The organism is Variovorax sp. Varisp46 (assembly GCF_059491885.1).
The window spans coordinates 3,967,111-3,987,663 of sequence record NZ_CP168515.1; the positions used below are offsets into that span (position 1 = coordinate 3,967,111).

The 20,553-nt window shown below is 64.4% G+C and carries 20 protein-coding genes; 3 read left to right on the top strand and 17 right to left on the bottom strand.

The genetic code is table 11. The features are described 5' to 3' along the window. Positions 1–42: 42 nt before the first annotated feature. Entirely contained in the window at positions 43–975 is a 933-nt protein-coding gene (gene gcvA, locus ACEN9N_RS18740; protein ID WP_495654246.1) for a transcriptional regulator GcvA, read from the top strand. Between the two features lie 11 nt (positions 976–986). Here gcvA and ACEN9N_RS18745 read toward each other — a convergent pair whose 3' ends face one another. Further along, a complete protein-coding gene (locus tag ACEN9N_RS18745) occupies positions 987–2,045 on the bottom strand; it encodes an AraC family transcriptional regulator (protein WP_495654247.1) in 1,059 nt (352 codons plus the stop codon). 172 nt (positions 2,046–2,217) lie between these two features. Between ACEN9N_RS18745 and ACEN9N_RS18750 the strand changes: the two genes are divergently transcribed. Together ACEN9N_RS18750 and ACEN9N_RS18755 are read left to right on the top strand one after the other, a co-directional pair. After that, the gene (locus ACEN9N_RS18750) at positions 2,218–3,684 is read left to right on the top strand and encodes a coniferyl aldehyde dehydrogenase (protein ID WP_495654248.1); all 1,467 of its coding nucleotides are present in this window, start codon (positions 2,218–2,220) and stop codon (positions 3,682–3,684) included. Then, positions 3,681–5,294 carry a GMC family oxidoreductase gene (locus tag ACEN9N_RS18755; RefSeq protein WP_495654249.1) on the top strand — a complete coding sequence of 538 codons (1,614 nt, stop codon included), beginning with the start codon at positions 3,681–3,683 and terminating at the stop codon, positions 5,292–5,294. The genes ACEN9N_RS18750 and ACEN9N_RS18755 overlap by 4 nt, the downstream gene beginning before the upstream one ends. Positions 5,295–5,297: 3 nt before the next feature. Here ACEN9N_RS18755 and ACEN9N_RS18760 read toward each other — a convergent pair whose 3' ends face one another. From ACEN9N_RS18760 to ACEN9N_RS18835, 16 genes are all read right to left on the bottom strand, one after another. Further along, on the bottom strand, positions 5,298–6,194 hold the full coding sequence (locus ACEN9N_RS18760; protein WP_495656402.1) for a branched-chain amino acid ABC transporter permease: 897 nt from the start codon (positions 6,192–6,194) through the stop codon (positions 5,298–5,300). Positions 6,195–6,300: 106 nt separating this feature from the next. After that, positions 6,301–7,173 carry a branched-chain amino acid ABC transporter permease gene (locus ACEN9N_RS18765; protein WP_495654250.1) on the bottom strand — a complete coding sequence of 291 codons (873 nt, stop codon included), beginning with the start codon at positions 7,171–7,173 and terminating at the stop codon, positions 6,301–6,303. Position 7,174: 1 nt separating this feature from the next. Next, a complete protein-coding gene (locus ACEN9N_RS18770; RefSeq protein WP_495654251.1) occupies positions 7,175–7,891 on the bottom strand; it encodes an ABC transporter ATP-binding protein in 717 nt (238 codons plus the stop codon). Further along, the gene (locus tag ACEN9N_RS18775) at positions 7,875–8,687 is read right to left on the bottom strand and encodes an ABC transporter ATP-binding protein (protein ID WP_413333704.1); all 813 of its coding nucleotides are present in this window, start codon (positions 8,685–8,687) and stop codon (positions 7,875–7,877) included. Before ACEN9N_RS18775 ends, ACEN9N_RS18770 begins: the two co-directional genes overlap by 17 nt. 11 nt (positions 8,688–8,698) lie before the next feature. Beyond that, a complete protein-coding gene (locus tag ACEN9N_RS18780; RefSeq protein ID WP_413333706.1) occupies positions 8,699–9,643 on the bottom strand; it encodes an SDR family NAD(P)-dependent oxidoreductase in 945 nt (314 codons plus the stop codon). Between the two features lie 32 nt (positions 9,644–9,675). Next, positions 9,676–10,470: an enoyl-CoA hydratase/isomerase family protein gene (locus ACEN9N_RS18785; RefSeq protein ID WP_413333708.1), complete on the bottom strand. Its 795-nt coding sequence runs from the start codon at positions 10,468–10,470 to the stop codon at positions 9,676–9,678. After that, complete coding sequence (locus ACEN9N_RS18790) at positions 10,467–10,892, bottom strand: MaoC/PaaZ C-terminal domain-containing protein (RefSeq protein WP_413333710.1); 426 nt, start codon at positions 10,890–10,892, stop codon at positions 10,467–10,469. The genes ACEN9N_RS18785 and ACEN9N_RS18790 overlap by 4 nt, the downstream gene beginning before the upstream one ends. After that, positions 10,889–11,347: a MaoC family dehydratase N-terminal domain-containing protein gene (locus ACEN9N_RS18795; RefSeq protein ID WP_413333712.1), complete on the bottom strand. Its 459-nt coding sequence runs from the start codon at positions 11,345–11,347 to the stop codon at positions 10,889–10,891. The genes ACEN9N_RS18790 and ACEN9N_RS18795 overlap by 4 nt, the downstream gene beginning before the upstream one ends. A gap of 9 nt (positions 11,348–11,356) precedes the next feature. Next, positions 11,357–12,550 (bottom strand): lipid-transfer protein, encoded by a 1,194-nt coding sequence (locus ACEN9N_RS18800; RefSeq protein ID WP_413333713.1) that lies wholly within the window; start codon positions 12,548–12,550, stop codon positions 11,357–11,359. A 36-nt stretch (positions 12,551–12,586) separates the two neighbouring features. Beyond that, entirely contained in the window at positions 12,587–14,134 is a 1,548-nt protein-coding gene (locus ACEN9N_RS18805) for an acyl-CoA synthetase (RefSeq protein WP_413333715.1), read from the bottom strand. Positions 14,135–14,139: 5 nt separating this feature from the next. Beyond that, complete coding sequence (locus ACEN9N_RS18810; protein WP_413333717.1) at positions 14,140–15,147, bottom strand: tripartite tricarboxylate transporter substrate binding protein; 1,008 nt, start codon at positions 15,145–15,147, stop codon at positions 14,140–14,142. A gap of 119 nt (positions 15,148–15,266) precedes the next feature. After that, a complete protein-coding gene (locus tag ACEN9N_RS18815; protein ID WP_495654252.1) occupies positions 15,267–16,355 on the bottom strand; it encodes a thiolase C-terminal domain-containing protein in 1,089 nt (362 codons plus the stop codon). Positions 16,356–16,371: 16 nt separating this feature from the next. After that, positions 16,372–17,574 carry an ABC transporter substrate-binding protein gene (locus ACEN9N_RS18820; protein ID WP_413333721.1) on the bottom strand — a complete coding sequence of 401 codons (1,203 nt, stop codon included), beginning with the start codon at positions 17,572–17,574 and terminating at the stop codon, positions 16,372–16,374. 39 nt (positions 17,575–17,613) lie between these two features. Next, entirely contained in the window at positions 17,614–18,450 is an 837-nt protein-coding gene (locus tag ACEN9N_RS18825; protein WP_413333723.1) for an SDR family oxidoreductase, read from the bottom strand. A gap of 19 nt (positions 18,451–18,469) precedes the next feature. Then, positions 18,470–19,327 (bottom strand): SDR family NAD(P)-dependent oxidoreductase, encoded by an 858-nt coding sequence (locus ACEN9N_RS18830; RefSeq protein ID WP_495654253.1) that lies wholly within the window; start codon positions 19,325–19,327, stop codon positions 18,470–18,472. Positions 19,328–19,330: 3 nt separating this feature from the next. Continuing rightward, entirely contained in the window at positions 19,331–20,530 is a 1,200-nt protein-coding gene (locus ACEN9N_RS18835) for a cytochrome P450 (protein ID WP_413333727.1), read from the bottom strand. Positions 20,531–20,553: the final 23 nt, after the last annotated feature.

Here is a 20,553-nt window from a genome sequence, read left to right on the forward strand (position 1 = left end):
TCACTCGACTGCCGGAACGCCTTTCCCCAGAATGAACGGGCCATGATCAGAAAACTCCCGCCATTGAATGCGGTACGAGCATTTGAAGCTGCGGCGAGACACGTCAGCTTTACCAAAGCTGCCGAAGAGCTCAGCGTCACGCACGGCGCGATCAGCCGGCAGGTGGCATTGCTGGAGGATTGGTTCGGCCGGCCACTGTTCCGACGTTCGTCGTCGCAACTGACACTCACCGACGCCGGTCGTACCTATTTGCCCGAAGTCAGCGCCGCATTGGACCGACTGGCCTTGGCCTCGATGTACATGCTTCAGCAGCAGTCACCGACCAGCCTGCGCGTGAGCGCTCCGCCGACCTTCACCATGCGTTGGCTCATCCCCCGCATGTCGGCATTCCAGCGCCGACGTCCGGACGTCGAGATCCGGCTCTCGACGTCGATGGAACGACCGAACTTCCAGGCCAACCTGTACGACGTAGCCATCCGGGGTGCCCATGAAGCCCCTTTGGACTGTGGCGCAGTGCGGTTCATGTCGGAACACATCCTTCCTGTCTGCCACGTGGACGCGCTGAACGGAGGGGCTCTGCTTGAGCCGAAGGACATCACCCGCTTCACGGCTATCAGCTATGCGACCGAACCCTACCCCTGGCAGGAGTGGCTGCAATCGGCTGGCGTTGCGGATCTGCGTCCCACAAATACACTGAAGTTCGAACAGATGTACTTCGCATTGCAGGCAGCCTGCGAGGGACTTGGTATCGTGCTCGTACCGCTGTTTCTGGTCCTCGACGACATCATCGCCGGCAAGTTGTGTGCACCCTTCGGCCCCCTGGGAATCAAGCGCCGCGACTATTACGCCAGCTTCCCCTCTGAATCGGACGCCTATCCGCTCATCGCCAAGTTTGCTGAGTGGCTCCGCCAGGAAGGGCGCGACACAGAGAGCTCCATCGAGGAATGGGCCCGATCGCAGGGCTGGGACCTGTAGGCACCGTGCAACTATGACTTGGCCGGCACCTGCTGGCGGTATTGCGTCGGGCTGAGACCTGTCCACCTCCGGAAGGCCTTGCGAAAGTTGGCGGCATCGGAAAAGCCTATGCGCCCGGCAATCTCGTCGGTCGACAAGGGAGAGTTTCTCAGCAAGCTCGCAGCGATGGCTTGTCGAACCTCGTCGGCGATGGCCTGGAAACCAAGCCCATCCTCGGCCAGTCGCCGATACATCGTCCGTACCGACAGGCCGAGTGATCGAGCTACCGCATCGGCATTCAGCATCCTGCCCTGGTTGCTGAGACAGGCGGCGCGGATCTGGCCCGCGAGTCCTCCGCTCTCGGGCTGGCTTCTCATGATCTGGTCGCAAAAGCTCGCGCACAGTTTGGCCGTTACCGGATTCGCGCCGGGACACGCCATGCGCAACACGGCGGCGTCGAATTCCCATTCGATACGTGGAGCGCCGAAGTGCACCGGGCATCGGAACATGCGCTCATAGGCAGCGGCGTGCACCGGACGCGGATAGGGAAGGCGCAGGCACTGCGAAGGAAACGGTGCCGCGAGGATGTTGGTCGCGAGTTGGAGCATCGAGGCGAGCCAGAACTCGGTGGCCAACGGCAGCACCGGACCCAGCGAGAGAACGTCGGCTCCTTCGAGCAGGGCCTTGTCGCCCAGCAGGCGAAAGCGCTTGTGGACCACCGGCCCCGCCAGCTTCAGGTACTTCATGCCAAGCATCACTGCGTCGCCGAAGGCTGCGCTGCTGGTCAGCGCGTATCCGTACACACCGAAGTCGCTCAGGCGCTGCCGCGCGCCGGCACGCAGACCGACGTCGGGCAGCTTGGCCATTCGCTGTGCGTTGCGGAAGATGGTGATCTTCTGTCGATGTGACATGCGCACTTCGGGGTCCACTAACTGCCCCGCTTCCAGCCCCGACCCGCCGAGCACCACCTCGGCGCTCACACCCTGGCCAGCCATTTCGGCCAGGAGCGCGCCCAGGCCCAGCACCGAGTGCACAGGCGCCTCCAACTCCATTCCATAGCTACCTACCAGTTCGAAGCCGGCGGACTGCATCTGACACCGTTGCATTGAGCTTGGCAATTTATGACCCCTGTTGGCAGTATGAGACCTCGTTGAAGCCCTGCGTCATCCGTAGATTTCGTTCGCCCACAAGCCATCCCTGTCCCCACGACCCTGCGGCATGTGCGAGCGCCCATCCAACCGACGAATGACCGGAGACACTTCCATGGAAACCGAGCTGCGCTTGCGCGGGCTTTTCGATCGCCAGAGGGCAGCTTTTGCCGCCCAACCCTTTCCGAGCGACACACAGCGAAAGACGCATCTCCGAACACTGAAGAGCCAGTTGCTGCGCTATCAGGACAAATTGGTGGCCGCCATCAGCCGCGACTTTGGATTCCGGGCACCCGCCGAAACCCAGATGATGGATGTGCTGGGCTCGGTGCTGGAGATCAACCACGCTCTTTCGCATGTGGGCCGCTGGATGCGTTCGCGCCGGCGATCGACCGAACTGCTGTTCATGAGCAACAGCCTGCGCGTGCACTATCAGCCCAAAGGCGTGGTGGGCGTGATCGCGCCCTGGAACTTTCCGGTCTACTTGGCGCTGGGGCCGCTCGCGGCCGCTCTCGCAGCCGGCAATCGCGTGCTCCTCAAGCTCTCGGAAGCCACGCCTGCCACCAATGAGGTGCTGGCAACCCTGCTGGCGGAAGCGTTTTCCGAGGAATGGGTTGCGGTAGTGGGTGCGGAATTGGAGAACCCGAACTTCTTCACCGCCCTGCCCTTCGATCACATCGTCTTCACGGGATCGCCTGCGGTCGGACGCGCTGTGATGTGCACAGCGGCCCAGAACCTGACGCCCGTCACGCTCGAGCTGGGCGGCAAGTCCCCTGCATTGCTGCTGCCGGGATGCGATCCGCGCGATGCCGCGAGCCGGATCGCACATGGAAAGGCTATCAACGCCGGGCAGATCTGCATCGCGCCCGACTACGCACTCGTGCCGCTGGCGCAGGTGGAAGCCTTCGTCGAGGGCGTGAAGGATGCGTTTGCGCGGCTCTACGGCTCGAGCGTCTGTGATCACCCGGACTACACCACCATCGTGAACGAACGCCACGGCCAGCGCATCTGGGACTTGCTGGATGACGCGCGAAGCAAGGGTGCCAATGTGATTGCCTGTGCCGAGCCGGGGGCCGGCCGGCGCGTTCCCTTGCATATCGTCACAGGTGTGCGCAAGGACATGCGGATCGCTCAGGAAGAAATATTCGGCCCTATCCTGCCGGTGTTGGGCTATGACAGCCTCGACGACGCGCTCGGCATCATCAATGCCGGCCCGCGCCCGCTGGCCCTGTACTGCTTCGGCCATGACGCGCGCGCGCGGCGTCGCGTGCTGGAGCATACGCACTCGGGCGGCGTGACGATCAACGACTGGGGCTGGCACGTGCTGAACCATGACGCGCCCTTCGGCGGCATAGGCAACTCGGGCATGGGCAGCTATCACGGCGAGGAGGGCTTCCGCGAGCTGTCGCATGCACGAACGGTCTTCAAGCGCCACCGCTGGTTCCCCGTGGGCCTCTTTTATCCACCGTACGGCAGCTTCCTGCAGCGGTTGATCCTGCGCCTCTGGCTGGGCCGCGGCGATCCGTCGCTGTCGCCGTCCCCGGCGCGGCCATCCCGGGCCTTGGGGAGTTCCGCCCGATGAGCCAGCAGACCTTCGACTACGTCGTGGTCGGTGCGGGGGCAGCCGGATGCGTGATTGCCTCCCGCCTGAGCGAGGATGCCAAGACCAGCGTGTGCCTGCTCGAGGCCGGTCCGCCTGATCAGAGTGTCCTGATCCGCGCGCCTGCCGGTGTCGTCGCCATGGTGCCGACCCGATTGAACAACTATGCCTACGAGACGGTGCCGCAGCTTGGTCTGGGCGGGCGGCGCGGCTATCAGCCCCGTGGCAAGGTACTGGGTGGCTCCAGTTCCATCAACGCCATGCTGTACGTGCGCGGCCATCGCTGGGACTATGACCATTGGGCCGAGCTCGGCAATCCCGGCTGGTCGTACGACGAAGTGTTGCCCTACTTCCGACGCTCGGAGAACAATGAGCGGTTCGGACCGGACGACTTCCATGGCCGAGGCGGGCCGCTCAGCGTGGCGGACTTGCGCAGTCCGAGTCCCATCAACCAGGCCTTCCTCCAGGCAGCGACAAATCAGGGCGTCTCTCGCAACGAGGACTACAACGGCGCCGAGCAATTCGGTAGCTTCCACTACCAGGTGACGCAGAAGAACGGCGAGCGCTGCAGCGCCGCCAGCGCCTACCTGACCCCACATCGCAGCCGGCCCAACCTGCATGTCAAAACCAGCACGGTGGCCTCCCGCATCTGCTTCGACGAGGGTCGGGCCGTGGGCGTCGAGTTCCTGAAAGGCGGTCAGCTGCACACGGTCCTCGCGCGCCGGGAGGTGATTGTCTGCTGCGGCACCTTCGGCTCCCCGCAGCTGCTGATGCTTTCGGGCATCGGTCCCGCTCACGCACTGCAGCGCGTTGGCATTCCAGTGTTGCATGACTTGCCCGGCGTCGGCCAGAATTTGCAGGACCACATCGACTACGTGCAGGCCTGTCTCGCCCGTAGCGACACGCCAACCTTCGGGGTCTCCCTGCGCGGTATCGGGCGAATCGCCAAAGCGATCTTCGAGTGGCGACGCCATCGCACCGGGCTCATCACCAGCCCCTTTGCCGAGTCCGGCGCCTTCGCGCGCTCCCGCGCCGACGTGGCTGTGCCCGACCTGCAGCTGATCTTCGCGGTGGCCATCGTGGACGACCACGCGCGCAAGATGCACCTGGGTCATGGCTTCAGCTGCCACGTGTCGGTCTTGCGTCCCAAGAGTCGCGGCAGCGTCACCCTGGCCTCCCGCGATCCGCGTGCAGCTCCAGTGATCGACCCCGCGTTCTTCAGCCATCCAGACGACATGGCACTGATGCTCAAGGGCGCGCACCTGATGCAGTCCATCCTCGGCGACCCCGCGCTGGCGCCCTACCGCGGCCGGCGCATGTTGTACCCGGTGCGTCCGGGCGACGAGGCTCATCTCGAAGCCGACATCCGACAGCGCTCCGACTCGCAGTACCACCCGGTGGGAACCTGCAAGATGGGCCCGGCCCACGATACCGGCGCCGTTGTCGACGCCGAGTTGCGGGTTCATGGCGTGAGCGGCTTGCGCGTGGTGGATGCGTCGATCATGCCGACTCTGGTGGGGGGCAACACCAGCGCGCCCGCGATCATGATCGGCGAAAAGGCGGCTGCCATGATCCGCACCGATGGAGCATGAGAGTCAGGCCCGGCGGCGCATCAGCCGGGCCAAGCCTCCCGGCAACAGGTAGACGAAAACGATGAGTACCACGCCATAGACTGCCCACGGCGCTGCCTTCGACACCTTCTCGGCCAAATCGGGTACGAACATGATGAACACGGCCCCGTACAGCGCCCCCCATAGCGTGCCAACGCCGCCAACGACGATGCCTACGAGCAGCGAGATGGACAGAAACATGGCGAAGGTGTCGGGCGACACGAACTGGACCGCGACAGCGAACAGGGATCCCGCCACGCCCGTAAACCCGGCCGAGATGCCGAAGGTCACCGACTTGCAGTGGCTGCCCGGCACGCCGATGGCCTCGGCCGCGAGGGGATGGTCCCTCATCGCCCTCATGGCTCGCCCGCTGGCGCCACTGACGAGATTGCGGGCGACCAAGAGCATTAGCAAGCCCACCACGAGAGAGAACACGTAGAACCATTGGTCTGCATCAAGGGGAAGGCCAAACGGCGCCTCGGGCTTGTTCAGCACGATGCCGCTGGACCCTCCCGTCCACGGCTCGAAATGCCTGGACTTCAGCAGCTGCGGAGCGGCGATCCCCAGCGCGAACGTGGCGAGCGCCAGATACAGTCCCTCCAGCCGGAGGGCGGGAAGTCCGAACAGGTAGCCCACCACCAGCGCGACGGCCCCGGAGATCGGTACGCACACCCAATACGGCACACCATACCTGTCCATCAGGATGGCCGTGACATAGGCACCGACCGCGTAGAACGCACCATGCCCAAGCGAAATCTGGCCGTTGTAGCCGGTCAGCAAATTCAGGCCAAGCAAAGCGATCGCGTAGCTCACGATCATGGTGGCCTGGAACAGCTGGTAGCCCTTGGCGAAGAAGGTCACAGACACGGCCAGAACCACCATTGCAATGAACAGCCGCGGGATCGAGCGCACTACATCAACCTGCGCGGGCTGTGCGGTTGGCAGCGCCTTCAGGGCGGGAGGAATGGCATTCATGGTCGATCTTCCTTCAGACACGCTTCACCACCACGCGGCCCAGCAACCCCGCAGGTCGAAAAACCAGCACGGTCACAATCAGCACCAGAGCCAGCGGCAGTTTCAGCTCCGTGCCGATGACATAGGTTCCGAGCAGGTTCTCTGCCACCCCCACCACGAGGCCGCCGACAACGGCGCCCACCGGGTTGTTGATGCCTCCGACGAGCGCGCCGGCAAATGCGTAGAGCAGCACCCCGCTCATCATGTGCGGGTCGAGGAACAAGGTGGGTGCGACCATCATGCCGGCCACCGCGCCGATCGCTCCGGCCAAGCCCCACCCAACCATCAGCATGCGGCTTACGGGCACCCCGAGCAGCCGCGCCGAATCGGCGTTCTCGGCAGCCGCGCGCATGGCCAAACCCAACGGCGTCAGCCGCAGGAATGCGAACAGCATCGCGACCAATGCCAGCGTGACGGCCATGGCGCCCAGTTGATGCACGCTGAGTAGCGCCGAGCCGAACCAGGCGTCTGCGGGGAACGGGCTCGGAAAGCGCTTCACGTCAAAGCCGAAAAGCCAGCCCGCCATGCTGTGAAAGACCACCAGCAATCCGATAAAGACAACCACGACACTCAGCTCGGGCGCCTTCTCCAAGGGCCTGACGATGAAAAACTGGACCGCCGCACCCATGGCGAACGACACCAGTACCGTGGCCACGAAAGCCAGCCAATACGGCACCCCCGCCTGCAGCAAGGCCCAGGCAATGAAGGCCGAGAAGGTGGCCATCTCCCCTTGGGCGAAGTTGATGTGGTGGGTGGCCTGGTAGATCATTACCAGGGCGAGCGCCATGCTCGCATACACCCCGCCGGCCGCAAGGCCGGCGGCAAGTTGATGCAGGAACGCTTCCATCTCAATCTCCGAGGTAGGCCCGGCGCACGGCATCGTCTTGCCGCATCTGCTCGCTGGGACCATGCGCGACGACTCGGCCGCCTTCCAGCAGATAGGCGCGCTGCGCAAGTTCCAATGCCAGGCGCGCGTTCTGCTCCACAAGCAGGATGCTCACGCTCTCTTCACGATTGATCTTCGCGAGGATGCCGAAGATCTCGCGCACGATCAGGGGGGCCAAGCCGAACGAAGGCTCATCGAGCAGCAGCAAGCGCGGCCTCGCCATCAACGCCCGCGAAATAGCGAGCATCTGCTGTTCGCCGCCCGAGAGCGTCCCTGCCTGCTGTCGCCGCCGCTCCTTCAGCCGCGGGAAGTAGCCGTACATGCGCTCCAGGTCACCGGCACAACCGGCCCGGTCCGTCCGCGAGTAGCAACCCAGCCGTAAGTTTTCCTCCACGGTCAGGCCAAGGAAGGTGCCACGGCCGTCAGGCACATGACCGACCCCGAGCCGGGCGACCTGCTCGGTCGTCTTGCGCTCGATGGCCTCTCCCGCGAGGCTCAAGGTTCCCTCGGTCCGCACCTTGGTACGGCACAGCGCCCGCAGCGTGGTCGTCTTGCCCGCGCCGTTGGCGCCCAGAAGTGCACACACTTCGCCTCGCTCCACGTCGAGATCGATCCCGTGCAGCACGGCGACAGGGCCATAGAAGGCCCGCAGGCCCTTCGCTTCAAGCAGCTTGTCCATCGTTCGCTCCATGAACCTGCTCGCCCAGGTAGGCAGTGATCACGTCCGGGTGCCTGCGCACCTGATCCGGCGTGCCTTCGGCGATGCGGCGACCGAAGTTCAGGGCGACCACCTTGTCGGAAACCCCCATGACGAGCCCCATGTGATGCTCGACCAGCAGCACGGCGAGGGACAACTTGTCCCGCAGGGACACGATCAACTCACCGAGGCTCTCGAGCTCCTCGTGGTTCAGGCCGCAGGCAGGTTCGTCCAGCAGAAGCAAGGACGGCTCGCAGGCCAGCGCCCGCGCCATCTCCACCCGCTTCTGCGTTCCAAAAGGCAGCGCAGCGACGCACCGGTCCGCCACGGCCTGGAGCGACAGCAACTCGATGGCAGCATCGGCCCGCTCGGCCGCGTCCCTCTCCACCTTTCGTGTGCGCTTGCCACCGATCGCATCCAGCAGAAAGCCGGCGTGGTGGTGTGCGTAGGTGCCGACAAGCACGTTTTCACGCACACTCATCGAGTCGAACAGCGCAAGGTTCTGGAAGGTGCGGCCGAGCCCGAGCACCGCACGACGGTGGCTAGACATGCGCGCAAGCGAGTGGCCATTGAATTCGATCGCACCGGCCTGCCACGGGTAAAGGCCCGAAAGGCAGTTGAACAAGGTGCTCTTCCCAGCACCGTTGGGGCCGATCAATCCGCAGACCCGTCCGCGCTCGACGTTGAACGAGACGCCATCGAGTGCGACGATCCCGCCGAAGCGAACCGTCACGCTGTCAATGCGCAGCAAAGGCTCACGAGGCGCCGTGCGGTCCATTGCGGTGCTGCTCAGATTGGGTCCCAGCGAAAAACATCGACAGTGCGGTCCAAGCTGTGGTACTGCGCTCGCAGCGCAGGCAGTGCATGTTCAGCCACGCTACGAGGAGTCCAGCCGTCGCCGCGATGAACCGAGCGCACGGGCCGCGGCTGGCTCATCAAGAAGATCTCGTTGTTGCGCACTGCAAAGATCTGTCCGGTCGTGTCTTCCGCAAGATCGCTCGCCAAACACACTGCTAATGGAGCGATCTTTGCGGGCGTCATTTCCTTCAGACGATTCACTCGTGCCTGTTGTTCCGGCGTATCCGTGGGCATGGAGGCAATCATCCGGCTGAAGGCGAATGGCGCGATGCAATTGGATCGCACATTGAACTTGGACATGTCCAGGGCAATCGACTTGGACAGCGCGGCAATTCCCATCTTGGCAGCCGCGTAGTTCGCCTGCCCTATCTCGCCGATCAGCCCCGAAGTTGACGTCATGTGCACGAAGCATCCGCCCCCCTGCTCCTTGAAATGATTGGCGGCCGCGCGGCTCACGTAATAGCTGCCATACAGGTGCACCTTGATGACGGCATCCCATTGGTCGTCGCCCATCTTGTGGAAGAAGCCATCGCGCAGGATCCCGGCGTTGTTGACGACGATGTCCAGGCGACCGAAAGCATCCAGTGCGCACTCCACCATCCGCCGGCCGGCGACCGGATCGGCCACGCTGTCGGTGTTCGCGGCGGCCTGGCCGCCCAGCGCCTTGATCTCGTCCGCCACAGCCTGGGCCGGCCCCGCGTCCCGGCCCTCGCCATTGAGAGCGGCGCCGATGTCGTTCACAACCACCCGAGCGCCTTCGCGCGCCATGGCCAGGGCGATGTCGCGGCCAATGCCGCCGCCCGCGCCCGTGACCACAGCCACCTTGCCTTGCAGAATGCCCTCGGCGCCTGTCAGCGCTGATTTTGTGTTGTCCATGTGATTGCTCCTGTTGGTGGGCCCTGCCGCCGTCATGTGCCGGCGGGCCAGTTGTAAGGGGGGGCCTGCTTTTCCAGCAGGCGATTGACGGCCAAGCGGTGGCCCGGGGTACTCATGGCCATCGCCTGCGCCTGGGCCTCGGCATCCAGCAAGGCAGCCAGTTCACCGCCTTGCGGCGCCAGGTTGCGCTTGATCATGCTCACGGCGGCAGGCGATGCTTGGACGAAGCTGCGGGCGATGGCACGTGCCCGGGCGAGCAGCGCATCGGCAGCGGCGATCTCTGTGACGATGCCCAGTCGCTGCGCCTCGTCGGCGCCGAATTCGCGGGCCGACAGCATCAGTTCCTTGGCTCGCTGCACACCGACCGCTCTAGGCAGCGTGTAGAGGCAGCCGCAGTCGGGCACGAGACCCACGCGCAGAAACGACGCGCTGAACCGCGCACGCGGCGTGGCGAGCACGAAGTCCGCCGTGAGGGCGAGGCTCAGACCGGCCCCTGTCGCCATGCCATCCACGGCCGCGACCACCGGCCGGTCGAGCGAGATCAGGTCGCGCACCCAGTCGTTCATGTCCTGGAAGCGCTGAAGCCAGCCTTCGTTGTCCAGGCCCGCGCCGGCGAGCGCCCGGAGATCGCCACCGGCACAGAAATGCCCTTGCGAGCCGGTCAGGATCACGACGCGCACGTTGCGGTCGCGTCGAACGGCACAGATCGCGTCCGCCAATTGCGCCCGCATGACGGGATCGAGCGCATTGCGGCGCTCCGGCTGGTTGAGCGTCAGTTCCGCAACACCATCGTTGATGTCGAGCAATACGCTTCGGGGTTCGCTCATGGTGCCTCCTGCGGTAGCAAAATCAGGGCCTCTCCTTCGAGCTTGATCTCGCCCTGCTCATTGGTGCAAGTGAGCGCCACACGGGCCAGTCGCTCCGGCGCCTGTTCGACAAGCTCGGTGACACGCCCGCCACAACGGATGCGTTCGCCAACTCGCGTGATCGCCGCAAAGCGCACGTCCATGCTGCGGATCGCATGCTGAGGCACCCAGCACGTGAGCACGTGGCCCAGCCAGGCCATGGAGAGCATGCCGTGCGCGAAGACGTCCTGCGCGCCGGAGGCGCGGGCATAGTCGATGTCGACATGAATCGGGTTGTGATCCCCTGACGCGCCGCAATAGAGCGCAAGCACAAGTCGCGAAACAGGCTCCGGTTCGAAGACCGGTAGATCTGCCCCCGCCTGCAAGGATTCGAAGGCCTTCATGCGCTTGCTCCAGTCGGGTGGCGCACAACTGTCACGAATCGCAGGTCCGCAACGTGTATGCCCACCTGGTTGCTGACGCGCGTGTCACGCGCGACGAATTCGAGCGCCCCCCCCTTCTTGTCCCAGATGTTCTCGATGCGCGGCGCGAAGGTGAGCACGTCACCTGCGTAGGCCATCGCGTGATACCGGAAGCCCTGCTCGCCATGCAGCAGGAAGCGGTAGTCGAGGCCCAGAAGCTCCCGCACGGCAGCCGGATTGGGTCCGTCCATCTCCAGGCAAAACAGGAAGGTTGGCGGCACGGGCAATCCGCGATACCCCGCGGCGTGTGCGGCCGCCTCGTCCGTGTACACCGGGTCTGGCTGGCTCGTCGCCTTGGCAAAGAACCTCAGCCGGCCGGGTTCCACTGCAATCGAGAACGGCTCTAAGGCACACCCGATAAAACGCTTGTCGATCACGTCGTCCCTTCAAGCGCGCTGGTAAAGCGTGACGACGCAAGCGCCGCCAAGCCCCAGGTTGTGCTGCAACGCCACGCGCGCGCCTTCAACCTGGCGCTGTTCAGCCTGTCCCCGCAGTTGCCACACCAGTTCCGCGCATTGCGCGAGGCCGGTGGCACCGAGCGGATGGCCCTTGGACAGCAGCCCGCCCGAGGGATTGACGACATAGCGGCCGCCATAGGTGTTGTCGCCATCGAGCACGAATTTCTCCGCCGTTCCAGGCGCGGTCAGGCCAAGCGCTTCGTACGAAATAAGTTCGTTGGCCGTAAAACAATCGTGCAATTCAACGACGTCCACGTCTTCGGGGCCGATGGCGGCCCGCTCGTAGACCCACTTCACGGCGTCCACCGTCATGTCGTAGCCCACAAGCTTGCGCATGTCGTTGCTTTCGAAACTGGCGGGCGTATCGGTGGTCATGGCTTGGGCTGCGATCACCACGCTCATGTCGAGCCCGTGCTTGCGCGCGAATTCGGCCGAGCACACGATGGCCGCCGCCGCTCCGCAGGTGGGCGGGCAGCACTGGTAGCGCGTGAGTGGATCGAACACCTTGGGCGATGCCATCACTTCTTCGAGCGAGAGTTCCTGCCGGAACACGGCCAGTGGATTGCGCGCTGCATGCTGGCGCGCCTTGACGGAGATGCGACCAAAGGTCTCGGGCTTGGTCCCGTATTGCGCCATGTAGTCGCGCCCCGCGCCGCCGAAAAATTGGGCGGCCCGCGGAGTTTGCGGCTCGTAGCCCTGGTGCGCGGCCATCGTTTCGGCAAAGCGCTGCATTGGCGAAGGGCGATCCTCGAAGGCGCCCTTCAGTGCGCCCGGAACCATCTGATCCATCCCCAAGGCCAATGCGCACTCCACAGCCCCGCTCTCCACGGCCTGGCGCGCCAGGAACAGCGCACTAGAGCCTGTGGCGCAATTGTTGTTGACGTTGAAGACGGGAATGCCGCTCAGTCCGACTTGGTACATGGCCGCTTGGCCGGCGGTGGAATCACCATAGACGTAGCCAACGTAGGCCTGGTCCACGAGGTCGTAATCCAACCGGGCGTCTTCAAGAGCGAGCTTCACAGCCCGCGCGCCCATGATGTTGTAGGGCTCGCTGGTGCCGGGCTTGGTGAACTGGATCATGCCGACGCCCACGACATGGACGGGACGGTGCTTGTGGGTCATCGATCTTCCTCGGAGGAAATTAAGAAAAGTGGGCTGTCACACGGTTGCACGGGACAGGTATTCGTCGCGCAGTCGGGTCTTCAGAATCTTGCCGGCGGCCGACAGCGGCAAGCTGTCGGCGAAGTCGAAGCTCTTGGGGCACTTGTAGCCCGCGAGACGTGTGCGGCAGTGCTCCCGCAGGGACTCGCCATCGGCAGTTGCGCCTGGCCGCAGAACGATGACGGCATGCACGGCTTCGCCCCACAGGATGCTGGGTATGCCAATCACGGCGCACGACGAGACGGCCGGGTGCGCCATCAGCGCCGCCTCAACCTCCGCGGAGTAGACGTTCTCGCCGCCAGTGATCACCATGTCCTTGAGCCGGTCGACCACGTAGATGTGGCCAGCGGCGTCGCTCCAGCCGGCGTCGCCCGTGTGCAGCCACCCCTCGCGCAGTACGGCCGCGGTTTCGGCAGGCTTGTTCCAATAGCCTCGCATTACCGCCACCCCGCGCAGCACGATTTCGCCGACGGCGCCCGGCGGGAGGTCACGGTCATCGGGGTCGACGATGCGAAGTTCGGCGCCCAGACCGACACGCCCCACGGAACGCGTCACCTCGCCCATTCCCTTGCGGTCTGCCTCGGTGAACGGGCCCAGCACACTCACGACGCCCGAAGTCTCAGTCATGCCATATGAGCTGCAAAAACCCACGTGAGGCAGGGCGCGCATGGCCCGATCGAGCAGCGCGGGTGGCATCGGAGACGCACCGTACGAGAGTCGCTGCAGGTTGCGCAGTCGCACGGCATCGAACGCCGGATCGTCCAGCAGCATCTGCAGCATGCTGGGGACAACGACGATGTCGGTCACACCGTGACGCTCGATCGCCTCGACCACGGCTTCGGGGCGAAACTGCGGCTCGATGACATTGCTGGCGCCGAGCACCAGTTGCATGACAAACCGGAAGAGACCCGAGACATGGAAGAAGGGCGTCACCAGCAAGGCCACACCGTCACGGGGACTAAACATTTCCGCCAGGCGCGTCACTGCACCGCCCCAGAGATTGGCGTGGGAAAGCATCACGCCCTTCGGGAAGCCGGTGGTGCCGCCCGTGTACAGGATGGCCGCCAGTTCTTCGCCGCCGCGCCGCACATCGGCGACTGGCTCGCAAGACTGCACCAGAGCCTCGTAGGAATGAACCCCTTCGGCACGTGGTGCCACGCCGACGTGCACAACTCGGCGCACCACAGCTGCGGCAGTCCGAATCGCATCGACGAGCGGCAGGAAGGTGTCGTCCACCACCAGGACGACAGCCCCGCAGTCCGAGAGCGAGTACGCGATCTCAGTCACGCTCCAACGCGTGTTCACGGGCGTCGCGACCGCCCCAGCCCACCATACGCCCAACAGCAACTCGACATAGCGGTCCGAGTTGTGCGCCAGGATTGCGACGCGGTCACCTGGGCGCACGTCAAGTCCCTGCAGCAGGGACGCCGCGCGGCTCGCGCGTTCAGCCAGTTCGCGAAACGAACTCGTTCTTCCAGCACACACCGTTGCGGGCTTCTCCGGAACCTGCTGCACAGCGCGGTGCAAACCTTGGGTGAGATACATTGCCGTCATTCCAGCGTGATGCCCAATTCCTGCATGAGGACCTTCTCCCGGGCGAATTCGCGCGCCGCGGATTGCGCATAGGCTTCGCTGCCCAGGTACTCGGGTATCTGGTCGTTCTGATCCATCGCACGAACGTAGGCTGGATCGCTCATCGCCTTGTGCAGGGCATCGTGTAGGCGCGCCACGACTGCGGGGTCCATGCCGCGCGGGCCAATCAAGCCGATAGGCGAAGTCACGACGATGTCGTAGCCCAGCTCCTTCAGCGTGGGGACCTGCGGCCAGCGCTTCGGCCGGTTCTCGCCCATGGTGGCCAGGACGCGCACCCTGCCCGACTCGAGCACCCCTCCCCAGCCGGCGTCCGAATACACGCCGATATGCCCACCCAGCAGGTCGTTGGTCACCTCGGCCGTCCCCTTGTAGGGCACGAAGTTCAGGCGCACACCGGCCGCCCGGGCAAGACGTTCCATGGCGACATGGCCGCTGCTGCCACGACCCGTGGCGCCGTAGGCGATGGCGCCGGGCCTGGCACGTGCGTCGTCGAGCATGCCCTTCAGCGTCTTCCAGGGAGCATCGTCGCGCACGACGATCCCGAACGAGAACCCGCTCAGACCGATGATGTAGGTGAAGTCGTGCAGCGGATCGTAGTTCACCTTGCTGAGGTGAGGCAGGCGCAACAAGGTGCGCACTGCCAGCGCGATCGTGTAGCCATCGGGAGGAGCGCTGCGGGCCATCGCGGCCGGCGCGAGCGTACCCCCATTGCCCGGCCTGTTCACAATGATGATGGGCTGGCCCAGGTCCTTCGAGGCCGCGGCGGCGAGCGCACGCAGCTGTCCATCGGAAACGCCGCCAGCTGGGAACGGCAGGATCAACGTGATCGGGCGCACCGGGAAGGCATCGGCCGCACTTGCCGGCGCGGCAACCATCAGCGTGCAAGCCGATGCGAGGGCAAGAAGCAGTCTGCGGCCAAGCAGTGCCGGGGAGGCGTAAGGCGTCGTGTTGCAATGCTTGGGCATGGTCAGTCCTGTGTACCGTCTTGGGAGCGCGCGGAGAAAGCGCCGCTGCAATGTAGGCGCGGGTTCGTGATTACGCGAGGCAAAAACGCTCAAGCTGCATGAGAATTCCTGACGTGTCATCACCGCACTTCCGCCCGATACAGCGTGACGACACAGGTCCCGGTCTCGTGATCGATGGCATGCTGCAAGGCCGAGCGGGCGCCCTCCACCTGCCGGCGGCGAGCGGCGCCGCGAAGCTGCCACACCAGCTCAGCGCACTGCGCAGGCGCATTGGCTGCACCTGCGTTGCCGAGACCGAGCAATCCCCCCGAAGGGTTGATCACCACGAGTCCGCCGTAGGTGTTCTCGCCTTCGAGAACGAATCGTTCTGCACCGCCTTTCGGCACAAGGTGCAACGACTCATAAGCAAGCAGTTCGCTCGCAATGCAGTCGTCATGCAGTTCAACGAGGTCTAGATGCTCCGGGCCGGTGCCGGCTTCTGCGTACGCCTTGCGCGCGGCAATCTCGCTGGCGCGCGGTACATCGAGGGAACCAGCCGTTCGTTCGACGACTTGCGCATCAACCAGAACCCGCTTGTCGAGCCGATGACGACGCGCGAAATCCGTGCTGCACAGGATCACGGCCGCCGCACCTGCACGAGGTGCGCTGAATTGCAAGCCCCTCGGCGAATCTGAGAGCGCATCCGAATCCAGGATCTCCGACAGCCCCAATGCACGTCGGTCGGTCGCAAGCGGATTGTGCGCAGCATGCTGCCAGGCTTTCACCGCGATTCGTGCGAATGTCTCCCTTCGCGTCCCGCACAGGCTCATGCAGGTGCGTGCGACACGACATCGGGCCTCGTCGTGCGCCTCGCCATTCTTCGAGCAGGCGGCACCCGCATGGACCCCCACGATGAGCGCGCACTCCACCGAAAAGTTCGCCACTGCCTCGCGGGCCCGGTGCAGCGCGTGGGCACCGCCGAGATCGTCCGTACTCACCCGGAATGCCGGGATGCCGGCCATTTCCGCGGCACAGACCGCGCTGGAAGCCCAGTTCAGATCCTGGATGGCCGAAGCCACGAATGCGCGCTGCACCTGATCGCCGTCGAGTGCAGCATCGGCGAGCGCCGCACGTGCCGCCTGTGCACCCAGCACGGCCGCATTGATATCTGGTTGCGGAGCGGTGAAGGGCCTCCGACCCACACCGACTACATGCACGCTGCGGTTCATGGCCATCACAGTTCGGTCAGCGCCCGTAGACCTTCCCGAACAGCTCCCAGTAGGTGCCATTGAATCGCATCATCTTCATGCGCTCCAACGGAAAGTAGTCATCGGCACTTGTTGTCACGCTGATGCCGGGCAGCAGCATGGGCAACGTGACATCGAGGCTGGCGGCTTGCTTCATGATGTTCTCGTGTGTCAGGTTGTCACCCGCCTGGCGGATCACCTGCACCGTGGCCTGCGCAACCGTGTAGCCCCAGACCACCAGCCAATCCTTCAGATCGGCGTTGGGGTTGTACTTACGCGCCCAGGCCACGAACTCTTCGTATTCTTTTCCCTTCTGCCACTGCGGGTCGGAAGCATCCCGGAAGAAGTTCGCGCTGATGAGGCCGACAGCGCTGTCCACGCCAGCAGGCTGCAAGACGCCGCCAATCGAACTCGACGCATTGATCAGGTAATGGGTCGGTTTCCATCCCAGCTCCGCCGTCTTGCGGATGGCCTGCGAGGCGAACTTGCCAAAAGAGACGTTCAGCAACGTGTCCGCTCCAGAGGCCTTCAGGGCGATGATCTGGCTGTCGATGGTTGGGTCGGTAAATTCGTAGCTGGCGCGGCCTACGATCATGGACTTGGCTTTGGCACCGAGTCCCTCCTCCAGACCTGCGAGGAACTCCTTTCCCACGTCGTCGTTCTGGTGGAAAACTGCGATTTTTGCCGCCGGTTTGGTCTCGAGAAGGTACTGCGCAAAGATGCGAGCCTCGCTGTAATAGTCAGGCGTGAAGCCCATCGAATACGGGAAGGCTTTCGGATCGCCCCACTTGCGCGTGCCTGACGCGACGAACAGCTGCGGCACCTTTTTTGCGTTCATGTACTTCTGCACCGCCGCGCTGGTCGGGCTGCCGATCGACGCGACGATCATCAGTGCCTGCTCCTGCTCCACCAGTTTGCGGGTTTGCTCCACCGTCTTGGGCGGGTTGTAGCCATCGTCCAGCGAGACGAAAACGATCTTTCGTCCATTGATGCCGCCTTCATCATTGACCTTGTCGAAATACGCTTTCATCGCCTTCGGACCGGAACTGGCACTTGAGAGCGCTCCGGAATAAGGGGCGGTGTTGCCGATCTTGATCTCCGTGTCCGAGGCACCCGGGTCGTACTTTTTCTGGGCAAAAGCTGTCGTATGGGCGGCCACAGCCATGACCGCGGCCCAGGCCGCGAATCGGGTAATAGTCATCTTGTCTCCTCGGTGGATTGGATTAAGGTCGCGGTTCGACTAGGCATCCACGTCCGTGGAGAACGCGATCGCCTGCTGCGCCTCTAGCGCCGCGAGGCGTGCCGTCAGCGTCGAATGCAGGGCTTCGTAGGCATCGCTGCCCAGGGCCAGACGACGCGGGGCCTGCGGCTCGTCTGCGCAGGCGATCATGGCCCTCGCAATCTTTTGCGGATCGCCACGGAAGGCCCCTAGACCGGCGGCCGCCATGCGGCGCCGCATCGCGCCGACGGTCGACTCTTCGTAGGCTGATAGCGGTTGTGCGCGCTCAGCGCTCGATCCTGCCCAATCCGTACGCGCGCCCCCTGGCTCCACCAACGTGGCTTGGATGCCAAAGGGCGCGACCTCTGGAATGAGCGCTTCAATGAAGCCTTCGATGCCCCACTTGCTGGCGTGGTACACCCCGAGGGTGGGATACGCGACCTGTCCGCCCACGCTGGATACCTGCAGAATACGCCCGCCGCCGTGTCCACGCAGGTGCGGCAAGGCCGCCCGCACGAGCCGCATCGAGCCCAGAAGGTTCACGTCGAGTTGGCGTACCAGTTGCTCATCGCTGACTTCCTCGGCCGCGCCGAAGAGGCCGTAGCCGGCATTGCTCACAACCACATCGATGCGGCCAAGATCCGCAACAGCCTTTTGGACGACGCGCACGATGTCGGCGTTGTCTGTGATGTCAAGCTCGCTGCGCCAGAGACGTTCGCCGAAGCGAGTTGCAAGGTCATCGAGCGAGGTCAGGCTGCGCGTGGTGGCAGCCACGCGGTCACCGCGGACCAGGAGCTGCTCTGCCATCGCGCGCCCGAAGCCACCGCTGGTTCCAGTGATCAGCCAGGTCTTGGTCATTTGCGTGTTCATTCGGGTTTCAGGGATTGCCGTGCATGAAGGGGCAACGCGCTCCATTTGCCGCCGTCGCCGGTTTTTGTTCCGCCTGCATCGGCAGGCGTTGGACTTCCGCCATCAGTTGGCGGGCATGGGCCATCGCGAACTCACGGCTGGCGGGATTCGTCGCGATGATCATGTGCCCGGCAGCGAGGCCATCGAACGCCTTTGCAGCGACGTCCGCGGAGTCCTGCGCATAGGGCTCTATGCGCGCCGCGGCCTCGGCTGAGGCGCCAATCAAGGCTGTGACGCGCTCGGTTCGCACCCATCCGGGAGTCAGAAGCGACACCTTGATGCCGAGCGGAGCAAGATCCCTTGCCGCTGTTTCCGTCAGGCCCAGCGCTGCGAACTTGCTGGCCGTGTAAATGCTCATCGGCCCGACGTGCGGCGGCACGCCCAACGAATGTTCAGACCCGGTATTCAAGATGAAAGCGGGCCGACCGACCGCCGCAGCCGCCTGCAGATGCGGCGTGAATGCATGGATGCCATGGAACAGGCCGAGCACATTGAGATCCAGCACCTGGCGAGCCAGAGAAGGGTCAGTCGAATGCAGCGGCCCCGGCACGCCTCGGCCGGCGTTGTTGCACAGCACGTTGATACCGCCGAATCGCTCGACGGCGTGCGCCGCCAGGGCAGCGACGTCCGAGTACTGCGTCATGTCGCAAGGGCGCCATTCGGCTCGACCGCCAGCAGCGGAAATCGCATCCACCGTGGATTGGGCGTCCTGCACGTCGCCGATGATCACTGCCGCCCCCCGGCCCGCCGCTTCGATCGCAAGCGCGCGACCGATCCCGGCTGCTCCACCGGTGACGACGACGACGGTGTTGTCCAGCGTCTTCATGGCTCAGGCGACTGCCAGCGGCAGCGACAGCAACTGATTGATCATCGTGTTGCGGCCACGCTTGGGCTCGCCGTTGGGCCGCAGGCGAATGCCGCGCCGGTGCATCTCCTCGAACAGGATGCGCAGTTCCAGCTTCGCGAGGGGCGCGCCCAGACAGGCATGGCAACCGCCGCCAAAGGCCATGTGGTTGTTCTTCGGACGCGCCGGGTTGAAACGGTGCGGCTCCTCGAAGATCTCGGAGTCGCGGTTCGCCGAGACAAAGTACAGCTGCATCACATCGCCTTCGCGGATCTTCGTGCCGGCGAACTCCAGGTCCCGCGTGGCAACCCGCACCATGTTCATGGCCGGCGTGATGTAGCGCAGGAACTCATCGATCAGCGCATCGGTCGTGCCGGCCGCCACCGCTTCATCGGCCATTCGCGCAATCGTCTCGTCTTCCGCGATCATCCGCATCGCCTGGGCCATCACGGTGTGCGTGGTTTCAAAACCGGCCAACAACAGCACGCTCGTGAACGAGCGGTACTCGCCCTCGCTCAACTCGCCGCGTTCGTGTGCCTGCGCGAGCGCCGTGGCCATGTCATCCGCCGGTTCGCGCAGCTTGGCAGCGCGCAATTCCCACATGTAGTCACGGATCGGGTTGTTGACCGTCCAGAATGTCTTGCCGCCATCGGGCACCTGCATTGCGGCAAAGATGTCGAACGTCCACTTAACCACGCGCAGCTCCTCATTGCGAGGGACGCCGATCACCCGAGCCATGACGCGCGAGGGAATCATCGCAGCCACTTCGGGTACAAAGTCGCCACCGCCCTTGGCCGTATAGGCATCCAGCGCCTCGACCACGATCGGCCGAACCCAACCGTCGAAGTTCGCGACCACGCGCGGCCCAAAAGTCTTCGCCACACCGCGGCGCAGCTCACCATGCTTGGGCGGGTCATTCCACAGGATGTTCTCGGGATTCTTTCCAGGCAGGGGAAAGTAGGGGCCGTGGTTGGACGTGAAGGTCGCCGGATCGCTCTCGATCGCGGCGATGTCCTTGGCCCTTGTGACGGCCCAGAACCCGCCGCTGAGCGTACCGCGATCGGCCGGCTGCCAATAGAGGCCGGGCATGGCCCGGAGGGCGTCGAAAGCTTCGTGCGGCACGCGGTCCACGAAGGTATCCTGGCTGGCCAGGTTGGGGATCTGTGTTGCGGCTACTGCGCTCATGCTCGTCTCCTTTTTTGCGATGG

Excerpts from the sequence above, each read along its gene's own strand:
- ACEN9N_RS18790 (WP_413333710.1), bottom strand. The coding sequence starts at position 10,892 with ATGAAGGCCTTCGAATCCTTGCAGGCGGGGGCAGATCTACCGGTCTTC.
- ACEN9N_RS18830 (WP_495654253.1), bottom strand. The coding sequence starts at position 19,327 with ATGAAGACGCTGGACAACACCGTCGTCGTCGTCACCGGTGGAGCAGCC.
- ACEN9N_RS18820 (WP_413333721.1), bottom strand. The coding sequence starts at position 17,574 with ATGACTATTACCCGATTCGCGGCCTGGGCCGCGGTCATGGCTGTGGCC.
- ACEN9N_RS18835 (WP_413333727.1), bottom strand. The coding sequence starts at position 20,530 with ATGAGCGCAGTAGCCGCAACACAGATCCCCAACCTGGCCAGCCAGGAT.
- ACEN9N_RS18765 (WP_495654250.1), bottom strand. The coding sequence starts at position 7,173 with ATGGAAGCGTTCCTGCATCAACTTGCCGCCGGCCTTGCGGCCGGCGGG.
- ACEN9N_RS18825 (WP_413333723.1), bottom strand. The coding sequence starts at position 18,450 with ATGACCAAGACCTGGCTGATCACTGGAACCAGCGGTGGCTTCGGGCGC.
- ACEN9N_RS18805 (WP_413333715.1), bottom strand. The coding sequence starts at position 14,134 with ATGTATCTCACCCAAGGTTTGCACCGCGCTGTGCAGCAGGTTCCGGAG.
- ACEN9N_RS18815 (WP_495654252.1), bottom strand. The coding sequence starts at position 16,355 with ATGAACCGCAGCGTGCATGTAGTCGGTGTGGGTCGGAGGCCCTTCACC.
- gcvA (WP_495654246.1), top strand. The coding sequence starts at position 43 with ATGATCAGAAAACTCCCGCCATTGAATGCGGTACGAGCATTTGAAGCT.
- ACEN9N_RS18750 (WP_495654248.1), top strand. The coding sequence starts at position 2,218 with ATGGAAACCGAGCTGCGCTTGCGCGGGCTTTTCGATCGCCAGAGGGCA.
- ACEN9N_RS18770 (WP_495654251.1), bottom strand. The coding sequence starts at position 7,891 with ATGGACAAGCTGCTTGAAGCGAAGGGCCTGCGGGCCTTCTATGGCCCT.
- ACEN9N_RS18810 (WP_413333717.1), bottom strand. The coding sequence starts at position 15,147 with ATGCCCAAGCATTGCAACACGACGCCTTACGCCTCCCCGGCACTGCTT.
- ACEN9N_RS18755 (WP_495654249.1), top strand. The coding sequence starts at position 3,681 with ATGAGCCAGCAGACCTTCGACTACGTCGTGGTCGGTGCGGGGGCAGCC.
- ACEN9N_RS18800 (WP_413333713.1), bottom strand. The coding sequence starts at position 12,550 with ATGACCCACAAGCACCGTCCCGTCCATGTCGTGGGCGTCGGCATGATC.
- ACEN9N_RS18745 (WP_495654247.1), bottom strand. The coding sequence starts at position 2,045 with ATGCAGTCCGCCGGCTTCGAACTGGTAGGTAGCTATGGAATGGAGTTG.
- ACEN9N_RS18780 (WP_413333706.1), bottom strand. The coding sequence starts at position 9,643 with ATGGACAACACAAAATCAGCGCTGACAGGCGCCGAGGGCATTCTGCAA.
- ACEN9N_RS18775 (WP_413333704.1), bottom strand. The coding sequence starts at position 8,687 with ATGGACCGCACGGCGCCTCGTGAGCCTTTGCTGCGCATTGACAGCGTG.
- ACEN9N_RS18760 (WP_495656402.1), bottom strand. The coding sequence starts at position 6,194 with ATGGTGGTTCTGGCCGTGTCTGTGACCTTCTTCGCCAAGGGCTACCAG.
- ACEN9N_RS18785 (WP_413333708.1), bottom strand. The coding sequence starts at position 10,470 with ATGAGCGAACCCCGAAGCGTATTGCTCGACATCAACGATGGTGTTGCG.